Raw genomic sequence first — 15,039 nt, 5'->3', positions numbered from 1 at the left:
CCCATCGGAACGTCGGCGTGTAGGTATATCGGTCAGGGCGTGAGGGCGGCGGCGCGCGCCCGAAGAACGTCGCGCGCGATCGCGGGCGGGAGCGCCCCGCGCTCCGAGACGACTTGAACGGCGAGGCCGTCGGCGAGCGCGCTCAGCTCGGTCGCGCCGCGACGCGCGGCGGCGGTCGATGCGCCGCAGGCATCAAGGGTCTCCGCGAGCTGCCGGCGGCGATCGGATGCCAGCCCGACGATCGCGTCATTCGTCGCGTCGTCGACGGCGGCGTGCGCGGCGAGCGCCAGCCACACGCGGGCGAGCGGATCCACGCTGCTGGCGGGGATCCGCGCGTCGAGGAGCGCCGCGAGACGTTCGCGGGGTGCGGCGGGGAGGTCCCTCTCCTCGTCGGCCGCATGGAGCACGGCTGCGGCCGCGGCCAGCATCGCGGCCTTGGTCGGGAAGTGGTGCTGCACGGCCCCGATCGACAAACCCGCGCGGGCGGCCACGCGCCGTACGCTCACCCCATCCATGCCCGCGTCCGCGAGAACGGCCAGGAGGGCACGGGTGACATGGAGGCGCGGGGGGAGCTCGGGCACGGGTCAACAATACAGTTGTATGCGGTGCGCACCTCGCCGCCGGAATGCGGAAACTATCGCGCGCCGAAGCCGCGCGGTAGCGTGACGCGTATCGGACGGGCTTCGGGGGGAAGCAGTATGACGACACAGCGCACCATCACGAAACTCGCGGCGCTCGGAGTTGCCGCCGCGCTCGCCGTAGCGGGTCTCGTTTCGGCCGCGCCGGCCGCCGCCGCGGGCGAGGCGCGCCTGTCTCTGTTCAAGCAGATCGAGAACCTCGCGACCGGCTCGAGTGTGGGCGACCGCTCGCTGTGGGACGTCCAGGCCGTCAACGTCGACACGGGCGAGGTCATCCGCGGGCAGGGCCTCAACGGCGTCCAGAGCGAGCTGGTGCCGGCGGGAACCTACGAGATCTCGGAGATCGTCACCGAGAACTCCCCCGGCGGGTACCGGTTCGCGAGCTGGGACTGCGGCGGCGACGTCACGACCGAGCCCGTCCGCATCATCACGATCGAGGCCGACGAGCAGCTGACCTGCACGATCACGAACGAGGCGATCTCCCCGACCATCACCCTCGTCAAGAACGTCGACGGAGGCGGCGCGGATCCGTCGGACTGGACGCTCGAGGCGCAGGGGCCGATGAGCGTGTCGGGCGCGAGCGGATCCGAGGCGGTCACGCAGCAGCCCGTGCGCATCGGCCAGTACACCCTGCGCGAGTACGGCGGGCCCGAGGGGTACGAGGCCGGCTCCTGGACGTGCGTCGACTCGGCGACCACCCCCGCAACGGCGATCCCCGTCGACGGGAATGGCGCCATCGCCGTGGAGCTCGCGCAGTCGATTACCTGCTCGATCACGAACACCGCCGCCTACCCCCAACTGTCGCTGGTCAAGGAGGTGGCGGGCCCGGAGGGGGTACCGCTCGACGCGGCGACCGAGTGGGAGCTGTCGGCCACGGGGCCGACGCCGGTGTCCGGCGTGACCGGATCCACCGCCGTCACCCACGCGGGCATCGCCGCCGGTGTGTACACGCTCGCCGAGAACGGACCCGCGGGCTACACCGCGAGCGACTGGGCCTGCGTCGACGTGCGCACGGGATCCGAGATGGCGGCCCCGGGGGGCGTCCTCACGGTGACGGGGGACGAGGACATCGAGTGCACGATCGTGAACACCTTCGAGGGCGGGCATCTCACGCTCGTCAAGCGCGTGGAGGACAGCGCCCAGCCGCCCACGTCGTGGGAGCTGTCGGCCGCGGGGCCGGACGAGACGATCTCGGGCGCGACCGGATCCGCGGCCGTCACCGACGCGACGGTCGTGCCGGGCACCTATCAGCTCTCGGAGACCGGCCCCACCGCCGGGTACGTCACGGACGGCTGGGTGTGCACGGGGTCGAATGACTACGTGAGCGAGGTCGCTGTCGCCGCGGGCGAAGACGTCACCTGCACGATCACCAACACGGCGCAGACCTCGCACCTCACCCTCGTCAAGGAGGTCGTGAACACCGGGGGCGGCGCCGCCGGCGCCGAGGACTTCGTTCTCGCGGCGACAGGCTCCGAGGGCGCGATCACGGGGGCGTCCGGATCCGCCGACGTCACGTTCGCGGCGGTGGAGCCGGGCGATTACGCCCTCGCCGAGGCCAGCGGCCCGGACGGGTACGCGTCCCGCGGATGGTCCTGCGTCGACGACGACACCGGCAACGCGTTCGATGGCCTATCGGACGATGTCGTGACGATCCCCGACACCGACACCTCGGTGACCTGCACGATCACGAACGCCTGGACGGGGTCCACGCTGACGCTCGTGAAGAACGTCACGGCCGAGGCGGGCACGCCCGCCGCGCCCGAGGAATGGACTCTGTCGGCGGAGGGCACCGCCGGCGCGTTCTCCGGGTCGACCGGCGCCGAGTCGGTGACCCGCGTCGCCGTGCCGGCAGGCAGCGTCTGGTCGCTCGACGAGTCGGGCGGGCCGGAAGGCTACGTCTCCGAGGGCTGGTCCTGCACGGGCGCCGAGCTCGTGGGCTCGGACGCCACCGTCGCCGGCAGCACCGACGCCGTGTGCACCGTCACCAACGCCGCTGTGATGCCGACCCTCCAGCTCGAGAAGGTCATCGAGGGGCAGCAGTTCCGCGATGCGGCCACGCCGACGAGCTTCCTCCTGCTCGCCCGCGGCCCGGGAGCCGCCGCCTACCTCGGCTTCGGCGGCACGACGGAGCGCGAGACGGCGCCCGGCGCGTACGTGTTCCGCGAGGTCGGACCGCGCGGATACGAGGGGACCTGGGCGTGCGAGGCGCAGGACGCCGGCGGCAACCCCATCGCCTTCGACCCGGAGACCCGTACCGCCACGCTCGACTACGGCGACCGCGCCCTGTGCATCGCGACGAACCGCGCGATCGGGCCGACCCTCGCGCTCGCGAAGAACGTCGAGGGCGGGACGCTCACGCCGGAGGACTGGCAGGTCTCGGCGACCGGCGTCGGTTCCGCGCTCACCGGCGCCGGCGAGGTCTCCGCGACGGGCGTCGACGCGGGCGTGTACGAGCTTGATGAGTCGTCGTCCGCGGAGGGCGCGGGCGACTACGTCCCCGGCGAGTGGGTGTGCGTGGTCGACGACGCCGATGCGGGCGACGCGCTCACCCAGTCCGGCGCCGGGACGGCGGAGCTCGCACTACGCCTCGGTCAGGTCGCATCGTGCGAGATCACGAACACCTACGACCCGATCGACGTCACGCCTACGCCGGATCCCACCACGGATCCCGAGCCCACGCCGGATCCCACCCCGAGCCCCGACCCCACGCCCGATACGACCACGGACCCCGGGACCGACCCCACTCCGTCGGCCACCGCCGTGACGGGGCCCGAGTCGGACGGCGGATCCGGGACGCCCGGCTCGGGCGACGCGGGGCCGACCTCGGATCTCTCGCCGACGGGCGGAAGCATCCTCTGGCCCGCGCTCGGCGGCGCGCTTGTGATCGTCGTGGCCGGCTTGGTGATCGTCGCCGTCGCGCGTCGGCGCTCGTAGCGGGACTCCACAGACATCCGATCATTGCTAGGGTGGGGCCATGGCCGTCACCGACGAGGCGATTCTCAAAATTAAGGACATGATCGTGTCCGGCGAGCTGTCGCCCGGCAGCCGGCTCCCCCCGGAGAAGGAACTGAGCGAGCGGCTCGGCCTCTCGCGCAGCTCGCTCCGCGAGGCCGTCAAAGCGCTGGAGGTGATCCGCGTCCTGGACGTGCGCCGGGGCGACGGGACGTACGTCACGAGCCTCAAGCCCGATCTGCTCCTCGAAGCGATGAGCTTCGTCGTGGACCTTCACCAGGACGACTCAATCCTCGAGATCCTCGCCGTGCGGCGGATGCTCGAGCCGAAGGCCGTCGCGCTCGCGAGCGCGCGCATCGGCGAGGAGGAGCTGGGCGAGCTGGATCGCCTGCTCGAGGACATCGCGCACGACACCGACATCGAGCACCTGGTCGCACACGACGTGGACTTTCACGCGCGGATCGCGGGCGCGTCGGGCAACGCGTACCTCGCCCACCTCGTCGACTCGCTCTCGAGCCACACCGTCCGGGCGCGCGTCTGGCGAGGCATCACGCAGGGCGGATCCGTGGCGCGCACGATCGACGAGCACCGCGGCATCGTCGAGGCGCTGCGCCACGGCGACGCGGAGCTGGCGGAGGCGCTCATGATCGCGCACGTCTCGGGCGTCGAGCGCTGGCTACGGGGAGCACGCTGATGCGCGTCGTTCTGCACTCCGAGATCCGTCCCGGCGCCGAGGCAGACTACGTCCGCCGCCACGCGCGGATCCCCGACGACCTCGTCGCGACGTTCACGCGCATCGGTATCCGTGACTGGACGATCTGGCGCTCCGGCGAACGCCTGTTCCACCTTGTCGATTGCGACGACTGGGACGCGGCGCGCGCCGCCCTGGCGGATGACCCGGCCGACCACGCCTGGCAGGCAGACATCGGACGCTTCGTCGAGCTGTTCCGAGATTCCGACGGCGCGGAAGGCACGGCACCGCTCGCCGAGGTGTGGGACCTGCGCGCCCAGCGGGAGGGCTGAGGCGATGCCCCTGCTCGACGCGCACGCGCACGTGTGGGATCCACGATCCCTCCCCATCGACTGGGTCGCGGGCACGCCGCTCGACGGGCCGCGCCTGCCGTCCGCGCTCGCCGACGGAGTGACGACCGCGTGGATCTTCGTCGAGGCCGACGTGCGCGCGACGCCGCTCGAGGAGGTGGCGTGGGTCGAGTCGCTCGCCTGGCCGGGCCTCGCGGGCATCGTCGCCGACATCGACCTCGCGCACGCCGCGGCGGACCTCGAGGCGCTCGGCGCCCGACCGCTCGTCCGCGGCGTGCGGCACCTTCTGCAGAGCCTCCGCGACGAGGTGTTCGCCGATCCGGCCGTCCGCGAGGGCCTCCGCGCCGTCGGCGCCGCGGGCCTCGCCTTCGACGCGTGCGTGCGGTTCGAGCAGCTCGACGCGCTCTGCGGGCTCGTGGACGCCGCACCCGAGACGACGATCATCCTCGACCACTGCGGCAAGCCGCCGGTCGACGCCGGGCCGGCCTCGGTGGAGGGGCGCCAGTGGCGGGCGGCCCTCAAGCGCCTGGCCGAGCGGCCGACGGTGCGCGCCAAGCTGTCGGGTCTCCGCGGCGAGGCGTCGACGACCGCGGCGTTCGACGCGCACGCGCTGGCGTTCCTCGCCGAGACGATCGCGGCGTTCGGGCCCGAGCGCTGCCTCTACGGCAGCGACTGGCCCGTGAGCACGGGGCGGGACGCGGGGCTCGAGACGACGCGATGGGCCGAGATGGTCCGCGCGGCCAGCGGATCCGCGTGGGACGGCGTCGCGCACGCGAACGCGCGCGACGCCTACCGGATCCGCTAGGGCGCGAGGCCCTCGTCGCGCAGCGCCTCCCAGAGCTCCTCCGGGATCGGGGCCGCGGCGTGCGCGAGGTTCTCGCGCACCGCGGCGGCGCGGGAGGTGCCGACGATCACGCTCTCCACGGCGGGGTGGCGCAGCGGGTACTGGATCGCGGCCGCCGGCAGCGCGACGCCGTGCCGATCGCAGACCTCGCGCAGGCGCTCCGTGCGCCGGAGGAGCTCGGGCGGCACGTCGCCGTAGTTGTAGTGGGCCCGGGACGGATCCGCCGCCGCGAGGAGCCCCGAGTTGAACACGGCGACGGCGAGCACGCGCACGCCGCGCTCCGCGCAGAGCGGCAGGAGGTCGGCGAGCGCGGGCTGCTCGAGCAGCGTGTACCGCCCCGCAATCATGACGACGTCCAGGTCGCCCTCGCGCACGGCACGCGCGGCGGCCTTGGCGCTGTTGACGCCCACGCCGATCCGCTCCACCAGTCCGCGAGCGCGCAGCTCCGCTAGCGCGGGCAGGCCCCGCCGGAGGCCGTCGTCGAGCCCGTACACGTCGGGGTCGTGAAGGAAGAGGGTGTCGACGCGGTCGAGCCCGAGACGCGACAGCGAGTCCGCCAGCGAGCGCTCCATACCCTCGAGGCTCGGGTCCCACCGGCGGACGAGATCGTCCGGAACGGCGAACCCATCGGCCGCGTCCGTGCCGCCGGCAAAGTGCGGGTTCGGCTCGAGGATCCGGCCCACCTTCGTCGACAGGCGGAAGGCGTCGCGGGGCTTGTCGCGGAGGAACTCCCCGAGGCGCCGCTCGCTGAGGCCCAGCCCGTAGTGCGGCGCCGTGTCGAACGTGCGGATCCCGCCCTCCCACGCGGCATCGAGGGCCGCGCGGGCCTGGGCGTCGGGCACCTCGCGGTACAGGTTCCCGATCGACGCGGCGCCGAACCCCAGCCGCTCGATCACGCGGTCACCCCCGCGGCGCGGCGCGTGTACTCGGCCCGGGAGTCGGCGCGCATCTCGGTGCCGGCGCCCGGCGCCTCGGGGGCGAGGTAGCGCCCGCCCTCGACGCGCGTCGGCGTCACGAAGTGCTCGTGGAGGTGGTCGACGTACTCGATCATGCGCCCGTCCATCGTCCCGGATACAGCGACGAAGTCGAACATCGAGAGGTGCTGCACGGCTTCGCAGAGGCCGACACCGCCCGCGTGCGGGCACACGCGCACGCCGAACTTGGCCGCGAGGAGGAGGTGGGCGATGTTCTCGTTCACCCCGCCGACCCGCGCCGCGTCGATCTGCATCACCTCGAGCGCGCCCGCCTGGAGGAACTGCTTGAACATGACGCGGTTGTGCACATGCTCACCCGTGGCGACCGGGACGGGGGCGATCCCCTGCGCGATCGCGGCGTGGCCCAGGAGGTCGTCGGGGCTCGTCGGCTCCTCGACCCACGCGAGGCCGTAGGGCGCGAGGTCGCGGATCCAGTCGATCGCGTCCGAGACGTCCCAGCGCTGGTTCGCGTCGATGGCGATGGGGAACCCCTCCCCCACGACGTCACGGGCGATCGCGAGGCGCCGGATGTCGTCCTCGCGCGAGGCGCCCACCTTGAGCTTGATCTGCCTGAACCCGTCGGCGATCGCCTCGCGACACAGCCGAGCGAGCTTCTCGTCCGAATAGCCGAGCCACCCGGGCGTCGTCGTGTAGGCCGGGTAGCCAACGCGCACGAGGGTCTCCTCGCGCTCGCGGCGCCCCGGTTCGGCGGCGCGCAGGATCTCGACGGCCTCCTCGCGCGTGAGCGCGTCGCTCAGGTAGCGGTAGTCGACGAGGTCCGCGAGCTCCTCGGGGCTCATGCGCGCGAGCAACCGCCAGAGCGGCAGCCCGGCGCGCTTGGCCTTGAGGTCCCAGAGCGCGTTGAGCACCGCACCGATGGCCATGTGCATGACGCCCTTCTCCGGCCCGAGCCACCGGAGCTGCGAGTCGTGCGCGAGGAGGCGCCAGGCGGATCCCATGTCCGCCAGCAACGGCTCCGCCTCGCGGCCCACGAGGTGGTCGCGCAGCAGGTCGATCGCGGCTACCTGGACGTCGTTGCCCCGGCCAATCGTGAACGCGAAGGCGTGCCCCTCGTGACCGTCGCCCGCGTCGGTGCGGACGACGACATAGGCCGCCGAATAGTCGGGATCCGGGTTCATGGCGTCGGAGCCGTCGAGCTGCGCCGAGGTCGGAAAGCGAATGTCCGCCGTGTCGACGGAAGTGATGGTCGTCATTGATCCTCCTGGGGAAACCATAAACATCGGATCTCTGTGGCGTCAACTGCTACGCTCAACCCGTGCGACCCGCGAGGGTCGGCACAAAGTTCGGATGTTCAAAGGAGAATCATGCATCTCGCCCGCATCGGGGCGCCGGGGGCAGAGCGCCCGGTCATCGCCCGATCCGACCACTTCCTCGATCTGTCCGGCCTGACCACGGACATCGACGGCGCCTTCCTCGAGAACGGTCTGGCGGCCGCGCGCGCGGCGGCCGACGCCGGCGAGCTGCCGCGCATCGAGCGCGCGGGCCAGCGCCTCGGCGCGCCGATCGCCCGCCCGTCCGCGATCGTGTGCGTCGGCATGAACTACGCCGCGCACGCGGCCGAGTCCGGATCCGCCCCGCCCGAGGACCTCGTCGTCTTCCTCAAGACCCCCAACACCCTCGCCGGACCGGACGACGACGTCCCGCTCCCGCCCGGGAGCACGAAGACGGACTGGGAAGTGGAGCTCGGCGTCGTCATCGGCCGCCGCGCGAGCTACCTCGCCTCGCCCGCCGAGTCGCGGGCGCACATCGCCGGATACGTCGTCGCGAACGACCTCTCGGAGCGCGAGTGGCAGCTCGAGCGCTCGGGCGGACAGTGGAGCAAGGGGAAGGCCTTCCCCGGCTTCTCGCCCGTCGGCCCCCACCTCGTCACGGCCGACGAGGTGGACCCCGCGAGCCTCCGCCTCCGGAGCTTCGTCAACGCCGAGCCCCGCCAGGACTCCTCCACGGCCGACCTCATCTTCGGCGTCGACGAGATCGTGTATCGCCTCAGCCAGTTCCTCGCCCTCGAGGCGGGAGACCTCGTCCTCACGGGCACGCCCGAGGGCGTCGCGCTCTCGGGGCGCTTCCCCTATCTCGCCTCGGGCGACGTCGTCGAGGTCGAGATCGAGGGCCTCGGATCGCAGCGGCAGGTGATCGCATGAGCGGCTACGACGGGCTCGTCGCGATCGTCACGGGCGGCGCGTCCGGCATCGGCGCGGCGATCGCACGCCGCCTCCGCGGCGACGGTGCCACGGTCGCGTGCTTCGACGTCGCGGAGCCGCCGACGCCGGACGATGTGCGGGTCGACATCACCGACGACGCCGCCGTGCGCGCCGCGGTCGCGCGCGTGGCCGAGCGCCACGGGCGCATCGACGTCGTCGTGAACAACGCCGGCATCGGCGCGCAGGGAACGATCGAGGCGAACTCCGACGAGGAGTGGCACCGCGTGCTCGACGTCAACCTCGTCGGGCCCGTGCGCGTCTCGCGCGCGGCGCTGCCGTGGCTACGGCAATCCCCGCACGCGGCGATCGTCAACATGTGCTCGATCGCGGCGAGCGCGGGCCTCCCGCAGCGCGCCCTGTACGGCGCGAGCAAGGGTGCCCTCGCGGCGCTCACGCTCCAGATGGCGGCGGATCACGTGCGCGAGGGGATCCGGGTCAACGGGGTGAGCCCCGGCACGGCGGAGACCCCGTGGGTCACGCGGCTCCTCGACGCCGCCCCCGATCCGCAGGTGGAGCGCGAGGCCCTCGCCGCGCGCCAGCCCCACGAGCGCCTCGTCCAGCCCGAGGAGGTGGCGGACGCCGTCGCCTATCTCGCGCACCCCGCGTCCGCCTCGACCATCGGCACGATCCTCGAGGTCGACGGCGGGATGTCGGGCCTCCGCCTGCGGCCGCGTCAATGATCGGACCCATAGCGCCGAGAATTTGCCGTACTGACGCCGAAATGACCATTGACTCGCTAAACATCGGATGATTGAATCGCAAACGTCCCCCAACGCTCGACGCCACGGCGGCGCCGCGGGCGGGGCGCACATCAAAGGAGATGTCATGAAAACACGTGCAGGTATCGCGGTGGCCGCGGTCGGCGCGCTCGCGCTGACCGGCTGCTCGAGCGGATCCGGCGGATCCGACGGCGGGCTCGTCTGGTCGATGTGGATCGGATCCACCGAGGACCAGGCGGCCTGGGAGACCGTGGCCGACGCGGGCGCCGAGGGCGCGGGCCTCGACGTCACGTTGCAGGGCGCGCCGTTCGCCGACTACTGGACGAAGCTGTCTACCCAGCTGGGCACCGACGCGGCGCCGTGCATCGTCTCGATGCAGAGCCTGCGCGTGAACCAGTTCGTGGACGGGCTCCTGCCGCTCGACGACCTCATGGCCTCGGGCGACTTCGACGCCGCGGCCTTCGACGAGGGCGCCATGGCGGCGCTCGCGTACGACGATCAGCAGTTCGCGATCCCCTACGACACCGGCCCCCTCGTCATGTACTACAACCGCGACGCTCTCGAGGCGGCCGGCGTCTCCGACCCCGCCCCGGGCTGGAGCGTGTCCGACTTCGAGGATGCCGCTGCCGCGCTGGCCGACAACGATCAGGTCGCGCTCGCCACGAGCGTGGAGGACCTCTACCTCGAGGCCACGCTGCTCTCCTACAACGGCACCCAGCTCCTGTCGGAGGACGGCACGTACAACCTGTCCTCGCCGGAGGCCGCGGAGGGCGTCGAATGGCTCGCGGGTCTCGTGGCCGACGGGTACGCCACCCGCGCCGACGGCGCGGACGCGACCGCCGACGACAACGCGTTCACGAACGGATCCGCCGCGATGCTCGTGGGCGGCCCGTGGCAGTTGCTCGACCTGAACTCGAAGACGGACTTCGAGGTCGGCGTCGCCACGATCCCGGCGGGAGACGCGGGCCAGGCGACATACGCGGCGGGATCCGGTTTCGGCATCTCGACGACGTGCGACGACCCCGAGGCCGCGTTCGCGGCCATCACCGCGATGACCTCGGCGGACATTCTCGGCGACCTCGCGGAGCAGGGCCGCGCCTTCCCTGCCCGGACGGCCGAGCAGCAGGCGTGGTACGACAACTCCGGCGTCGACGGGCTGCAGGAGCCTTTCGACAGCGCGCTCGCGAGCGCCGTACCGCTTCCCGGAAGCGCCCAGGGCGACCAGTTCAACCAGCTGCTGGCCCAATACGGGGCGCAGATGGTCAACGGCGACCGCCCCGCCGCCGATGTTCTCGCGGACATCGCGAGCCAGCTCGGCGGATGACGAAGGGCCCCTCGATGACCGCCCTCGCGCATCACGAGTCGGCCACGCTCACCCTCGTGGTGCCGCCGGAGGAGCGCCGTCGCGCCCGCCGGCGGCGCCCCGGGGCGTGGGGTTACGCCTTCGTGGCTCCCCACGCCCTCGGGCTCGCGTTCTTCACCCTCGTCCCGATCCTCATCGCGGCGGTCATGAGCCTGCACGTCTGGCCCATGATCGGGGATCCGACCTGGATCGGCCTCGGAAACTTCACGGCGCTGTTCGCCGACGAGACCTTCCGGGTCGCGCTCGGCAACACCCTGTTGTTCGTCGTGTTGTACCTGCCGCTCAACCTCCTCGTCTCGCTCGGAATGGCGGCGTGGCTGTCGCCGAAGATCCGCCACCGGCAGCTCTTCCGCGTGCTGTTCTTCCTCCCGACCGTCACGCCGATCGTCGCGAACGCCGTCGTCTGGCGCATGCTGTACCAGCCGGGCGGCGCCATCGATGGGACCACGACCGCGCTCTTCGGGGTCTCCTTCCCCGACGTGCTGCAGGATCCGCGCTTCGCGATGCTCGCGATCGTCGTCATGAGCGTGTGGCAGGGCTTCGGCTACAACATGATCGTGTTCTCCTCGGCGCTCGATTCCGTGCCGGAGAGCCAGCTCGAGGCCGCGCAGCTCGACGGCGCGAGCGCGTGGACGACGTTCTGGAAGATCCAGGTGCCGCTCATCTCGCCGTCGATGTTCTTCGCGACGACGATGACCCTCATCACCTCGTTCCAGGTCTTCATCCAGCCGTACATCATGACCAAAGGCGGCCCCGGGAACTCCACGATGACGCTCGTGCAGTTCATCTACAACCAGGGCTTCACGTTCCAGCAGCTCGGCCTCGCCGCCGCGGCCGCGTTCGTGCTGTTCGTCGTGATTCTCGGCGTGACCGCCGTGCAGTTCCTCGGCCAGAAGAAGTGGGTGCACTATGAGTAACGCCATCGCCGCGCACCCCGCCGCGCGGCGCGCGCGCCGCGCGATCGGATACGTCCTCCTCTGCCTCGTCGCGCTGGCGTTCATCTCGCCGCTGATCTTCATGGTCGCGACGTCGCTGAAGCCCGCGAACGAGATCTTCTCGACGCCGCCCACCCTGCTCGGATCCACGATCGAGTGGTCGAACTACGCCGAGGTCTTCGCCTACGCGCCCTTCGGGCGCTATCTCGTGAACGGCCTGATCGTCGCAGTCGCCGGGACGATCATCACGCTCGCCGTCTCGGCGCTGTCGGGCTACGCCTTCTCGCGGCTGCAGTGGCGCGGGCGCGGCGCGACGTTCACCGTCTTCCTCGCGACGATGATGCTGCCGCAGGAGGTCATCATTGTGCCCGGCTTCGTGCTCATGCGCGCGCTCGGCTGGGTGGACTCGTATGCGGCCCTCATCGTGCCGTGGGCGTTCACGGCGCTCGGCGCCTTCCTGCTGCGGCAGTTCTTCCGCAGCGTCCCGCAGGAGCTCGAGGACGCCGCGCGCATCGACGGCGCGGGCACGGTCGGCACCTTCTGGCGGATCATGTTCCCGCTGGCCCGGCCGACCCTCGCGGTGCTCGCCGTGTTCACCTTCATTGCCTACTGGAACTCGTTCCTGTGGCCCCTCATCGTCGTCAACGACGTGGCGCGGCTCGGCACGATCCCCCTCGGCCTGCAGCAATTCTTCGGTCAGCAGGGCACCCAGTGGCACCTCATCATGGCGGCGTCGGTGATCTCGATGCTGCCGACGACGATCCTGTTGATTGCTCTCCAGCGCCACCTCGTGCGCGGGATCGTGACCTCCGGCCTCGGCGGCCGATAACCCCCTCCTAGAAAGGACCTTTCGCATGGCGATGTTCAAGGACGAACCCACCCGCCCCGACGTCTACGCAGGCTTCGAGCGCGACACCCCGGAGTGGTTCCGGGACGCAAAGCTCGGAATCTTCGTGCACTGGGGGCCGTACTCGGTCCCCGCGTGGGCCGAGCCCATCGGCGCCCTCGGCACGATCGAGAAGGACGTGTGGCAGCGCCACAACCCGTACGCCGAGTGGTACTACAACACCATCCGGATCGAGGGGAGCCCTGCCCGCGCGCACCACGAGGAGGTGTACGGGGGCGCCGACTACGACGACTTCCTCGACCAGTGGCGGGCGGAGGACTTCAACGCCGACGAGCTCATGTCCCTCGTGAAGGCCACCGGCGCACGCTACTTCATCCCGACGACGAAGCACCACGACGGCGTGACGCTCTGGGACGCCCCGGGCACGGGCGATCGCAACACGGTCCACCGTGGCCCGCACCGCGACCTCGTCGGGGAGATGCGGGACGCTGCGGAGCGCGCCGGGATCCGCTTCGGCGTGTACTACTCGGGCGGCCTCGACTGGCACGTCGGCGGCCAGCCCCCGATCGTCGACGTCATCGACGACGCGCACCGGCCGCTCGACAAGGCGTATGCCGACTACGCGTTCGACCACGTCGCCGACCTCATCGAGCGCTACCGCCCCGAGGTGCTCTGGGGCGACATCGAGTGGCCCGACGCGGGCAAGCCCGAGGGCGACAAGAGCATGGCGGAGCTGTTCCGCAGGTTCTACGCCGCCCGCCCGGACGGGGTGTCGAACGACCGCTGGGGCGAGACGCACTGGGACTTCCGTACGAGCGAGTACGAACAGGGCCGCGACCAGGAGACCGGCATGTGGGAGAACTGCCGCGGCATCGGCTTTTCTTTCGGTCACAATCGTCGCGAGGACGAGTCGAACTCGCTCGACGCCGTCGGCGCCATCACCCACTTCCTCGACGTCGTCTCGCGCGGAGGCAACTTCCTGCTCAACATCGGCCCCACCGCGTCGGGCCGGGTGACCGACGTGCAGCGCGCGACGCTCGAGGGCCTCGGCGCGTTCAACGCGGCCCACGACGAGGCGATCTTCGCCTCCCGCGTGCTGGATGCGCAGGTCGCGCGACCGTCGGACGAGCCCTGGGTGCGCTGGACCCGCACGGGCGACGTGGCGCACGCCTTTGTGCTGGCGCCCGCGGGGGAGGTCGTGACGCTCGACGTCACGCCGGGGGCCGTCGACGGATCCGCCGCCACGGCCACGGACGGGACGACCGTCTCCGCGGAGGGCGACCAGATCCGCGTCACGGTCGGCACGCCGGCTGTCGCCGGCCCCGTGCGGGTCGACCTGCCGATCACCGCCTGAGGCCTGAGGGGGGGGACGGATCCGCTCCCCACCCCTCAGACCCGGCGCCCCGTGGAGCGCCGACGGATCAGCTCGGGGCGGCCCGGCGCACGAATCGCGCCGCCCGCCCCCTCGTCGATCCGCGCGACGAGCTCGCCGAACGCCTGCCGACCGCGCGCCGCGAAGTCGATGCGGAGCGTCGTGAGCGGCGGGTCGAAGTACGCCGCCTCGGGGATGTCGTCGATGCCGGCGACGCTGACGTCCTCGGGGATGCGCAGGCCGCGCTCGCGGAGCGCGAGCATGACCCCGAGCGCCATCTGATCGTTCGCGGCGACGTAGGCCGTGGCGTCGGGGAGCTCGGGCAGCGCCGCGACGGCGTCATGCCCCGACCTCGCCGACCAGTCGCCCGGGAGCTCGGCGACGACCTCGATCCCCGCCCGCGCCGCCGCCGCGGCCACGGCGCGCGCGCGATTCCGGCTCGCGGACCAGTTCGCGGCGCCCGCGACGTGCACGAGGCGCTCGTGCCCCAGATCCGCCAGGTGCGCGATCAGCTGCGGGATGCCGCTGACGGCGAGTTCCGTGGCCCCGCCTCCCGGCTCGTCCGCCTCGGCGTGGATGTGGAACGGTACGCCGAAGGCGGTCTCGGCGAAGGCGCGATTCATCTCATCCGTCGACGACAGCGCAAGGACACCGGCGAGCCGGCGCTGCCGCAACTCGCCCAGGGTCCGCTCGATGGCCCGCGGGTCGTGCACGTCGAGGGTGATGAGGTCGAGGACGTAGCCGGCCTCGCGCGCCGCGGCCGTCGCGCCCTCCGCGGTGCGCGCGGGGCCCACCTGCGCCAGCTCGTGCGTGAGCGCCGCGACGATGTGCGACGTGCCCGACTTGAGGCTGCGCGCCGTGAGGTTCGGGCGGTAGTCGAGCGTCGCGAGCGCTTGCTCGACCCGCTCCCGCGTGTGCGGGCGGATCCCCTCGTATCCGCGCAGGAACCGGCTGACGGTCTGGTGCGATACGCCGGCCGCGCGCGCGACGTCGTAGATCGTCGCCGGGCGTCCCGCGTCCTCGTGCGCCGCCATCGCCGCCCCTTTCCCGTGATCAAACTGGGTCTTGACACCACATGTTATCGACAACATCATGGGTCGCATCGGAATGTTTCCGATAACAAGGACCGATT

14 protein-coding genes are annotated in these 15,039 nt (G+C 71.7%); 10 read left to right on the top strand and 4 right to left on the bottom strand.

Annotation, left to right across the window (positions count from 1 at the left end):
* Positions 1-32: 32 nt before the first annotated feature.
* Complete coding sequence (locus tag G8E01_RS11420) at positions 33-581, bottom strand: TetR family transcriptional regulator C-terminal domain-containing protein (protein ID WP_166319958.1); 549 nt, start codon at positions 579-581, stop codon at positions 33-35.
* A gap of 117 nt (positions 582-698) precedes the next feature.
* Here G8E01_RS11420 and G8E01_RS11415 point away from each other — a divergent pair, with 117 nt between their 5' ends.
* From G8E01_RS11415 to G8E01_RS11400, 4 genes are read left to right on the top strand one after another with little or no spacing between them, the layout of a single operon-like run.
* The gene (locus G8E01_RS11415) at positions 699-3,572 is read left to right on the top strand and encodes a hypothetical protein (protein ID WP_166319956.1); all 2,874 of its coding nucleotides are present in this window, start codon (positions 699-701) and stop codon (positions 3,570-3,572) included.
* A gap of 40 nt (positions 3,573-3,612) precedes the next feature.
* A complete protein-coding gene (locus tag G8E01_RS11410; RefSeq protein WP_166319954.1) occupies positions 3,613-4,284 on the top strand; it encodes a FadR/GntR family transcriptional regulator in 672 nt (223 codons plus the stop codon).
* Positions 4,284-4,613 carry an L-rhamnose mutarotase gene (locus G8E01_RS11405; RefSeq protein WP_166319952.1) on the top strand — a complete coding sequence of 110 codons (330 nt, stop codon included), beginning with the start codon at positions 4,284-4,286 and terminating at the stop codon, positions 4,611-4,613. The genes G8E01_RS11410 and G8E01_RS11405 overlap by 1 nt, the downstream gene beginning before the upstream one ends.
* Before the next feature lie 4 nt (positions 4,614-4,617).
* Entirely contained in the window at positions 4,618-5,436 is an 819-nt protein-coding gene (locus G8E01_RS11400; RefSeq protein ID WP_166319950.1) for an amidohydrolase family protein, read from the top strand.
* On the opposite strand, the gene G8E01_RS11395 is transcribed toward G8E01_RS11400, so the two are convergent.
* Both G8E01_RS11395 and G8E01_RS11390 read right to left on the bottom strand, forming a co-directional pair.
* On the bottom strand, positions 5,433-6,371 hold the full coding sequence (locus tag G8E01_RS11395) for an aldo/keto reductase (protein ID WP_166319948.1): 939 nt from the start codon (positions 6,369-6,371) through the stop codon (positions 5,433-5,435). The genes G8E01_RS11400 and G8E01_RS11395 overlap by 4 nt on opposite strands.
* Entirely contained in the window at positions 6,368-7,663 is a 1,296-nt protein-coding gene (locus G8E01_RS11390; RefSeq protein ID WP_166319946.1) for an L-fuconate dehydratase, read from the bottom strand. The genes G8E01_RS11395 and G8E01_RS11390 overlap by 4 nt, the downstream gene beginning before the upstream one ends.
* Positions 7,664-7,774: 111 nt before the next feature.
* On the opposite strand from G8E01_RS11390, the gene G8E01_RS11385 reads away from it, so the two are divergent.
* From G8E01_RS11385 to G8E01_RS11360, 6 genes are all read left to right on the top strand, one after another.
* Positions 7,775-8,611, top strand: coding sequence for a fumarylacetoacetate hydrolase family protein (locus tag G8E01_RS11385; RefSeq protein ID WP_166319944.1), 837 nt, complete (start codon positions 7,775-7,777; stop codon positions 8,609-8,611).
* Entirely contained in the window at positions 8,608-9,351 is a 744-nt protein-coding gene (locus tag G8E01_RS11380) for an SDR family NAD(P)-dependent oxidoreductase (protein ID WP_166319942.1), read from the top strand. The genes G8E01_RS11385 and G8E01_RS11380 overlap by 4 nt, the downstream gene beginning before the upstream one ends.
* Before the next feature lie 145 nt (positions 9,352-9,496).
* Positions 9,497-10,714 carry an ABC transporter substrate-binding protein gene (locus G8E01_RS11375; RefSeq protein ID WP_166319940.1) on the top strand — a complete coding sequence of 406 codons (1,218 nt, stop codon included), beginning with the start codon at positions 9,497-9,499 and terminating at the stop codon, positions 10,712-10,714.
* Between the two features lie 14 nt (positions 10,715-10,728).
* Positions 10,729-11,670: a carbohydrate ABC transporter permease gene (locus G8E01_RS11370; RefSeq protein ID WP_166319938.1), complete on the top strand. Its 942-nt coding sequence runs from the start codon at positions 10,729-10,731 to the stop codon at positions 11,668-11,670.
* The gene (locus G8E01_RS11365; protein WP_166319936.1) at positions 11,663-12,517 is read left to right on the top strand and encodes a carbohydrate ABC transporter permease; all 855 of its coding nucleotides are present in this window, start codon (positions 11,663-11,665) and stop codon (positions 12,515-12,517) included. The genes G8E01_RS11370 and G8E01_RS11365 overlap by 8 nt, the downstream gene beginning before the upstream one ends.
* A 25-nt stretch (positions 12,518-12,542) precedes the next feature.
* Positions 12,543-13,889 (top strand): alpha-L-fucosidase, encoded by a 1,347-nt coding sequence (locus tag G8E01_RS11360; RefSeq protein ID WP_166319934.1) that lies wholly within the window; start codon positions 12,543-12,545, stop codon positions 13,887-13,889.
* Between the two features lie 35 nt (positions 13,890-13,924).
* Here G8E01_RS11360 and G8E01_RS11355 read toward each other — a convergent pair whose 3' ends face one another.
* The gene (locus G8E01_RS11355; RefSeq protein ID WP_166319932.1) at positions 13,925-14,941 is read right to left on the bottom strand and encodes a LacI family DNA-binding transcriptional regulator; all 1,017 of its coding nucleotides are present in this window, start codon (positions 14,939-14,941) and stop codon (positions 13,925-13,927) included.
* Positions 14,942-15,039 lie beyond the last annotated feature (98 nt).

The organism is Microbacterium excoecariae, assembly GCF_011326725.1.
GTDB classification, from domain to species: domain Bacteria; phylum Actinomycetota; class Actinomycetes; order Actinomycetales; family Microbacteriaceae; genus Microbacterium; species Microbacterium excoecariae.
The sequence above is the reverse complement of the archived record's forward strand: the minus strand, read 5'-3'. Positions and strand labels throughout refer to the sequence as shown.

Bases quoted from the DNA above. Each gene is read 5' to 3' on its own strand.
- G8E01_RS11415 (WP_166319956.1), top strand. From the start codon at position 699: ATGACGACACAGCGCACCATCACGAAACTCGCGGCGCTCGGAGTTGCC.
- G8E01_RS11410 (WP_166319954.1), top strand. From the start codon at position 3,613: ATGGCCGTCACCGACGAGGCGATTCTCAAAATTAAGGACATGATCGTG.
- G8E01_RS11405 (WP_166319952.1), top strand. From the start codon at position 4,284: ATGCGCGTCGTTCTGCACTCCGAGATCCGTCCCGGCGCCGAGGCAGAC.
- G8E01_RS11400 (WP_166319950.1), top strand. From the start codon at position 4,618: ATGCCCCTGCTCGACGCGCACGCGCACGTGTGGGATCCACGATCCCTC.
- G8E01_RS11390 (WP_166319946.1), bottom strand. From the start codon at position 7,663: ATGACGACCATCACTTCCGTCGACACGGCGGACATTCGCTTTCCGACC.
- G8E01_RS11385 (WP_166319944.1), top strand. From the start codon at position 7,775: ATGCATCTCGCCCGCATCGGGGCGCCGGGGGCAGAGCGCCCGGTCATC.
- G8E01_RS11380 (WP_166319942.1), top strand. From the start codon at position 8,608: ATGAGCGGCTACGACGGGCTCGTCGCGATCGTCACGGGCGGCGCGTCC.
- G8E01_RS11375 (WP_166319940.1), top strand. From the start codon at position 9,497: ATGAAAACACGTGCAGGTATCGCGGTGGCCGCGGTCGGCGCGCTCGCG.
- G8E01_RS11370 (WP_166319938.1), top strand. From the start codon at position 10,729: ATGACCGCCCTCGCGCATCACGAGTCGGCCACGCTCACCCTCGTGGTG.
- G8E01_RS11365 (WP_166319936.1), top strand. From the start codon at position 11,663: ATGAGTAACGCCATCGCCGCGCACCCCGCCGCGCGGCGCGCGCGCCGC.
- G8E01_RS11360 (WP_166319934.1), top strand. From the start codon at position 12,543: ATGGCGATGTTCAAGGACGAACCCACCCGCCCCGACGTCTACGCAGGC.
- G8E01_RS11355 (WP_166319932.1), bottom strand. From the start codon at position 14,941: ATGGCGGCGCACGAGGACGCGGGACGCCCGGCGACGATCTACGACGTC.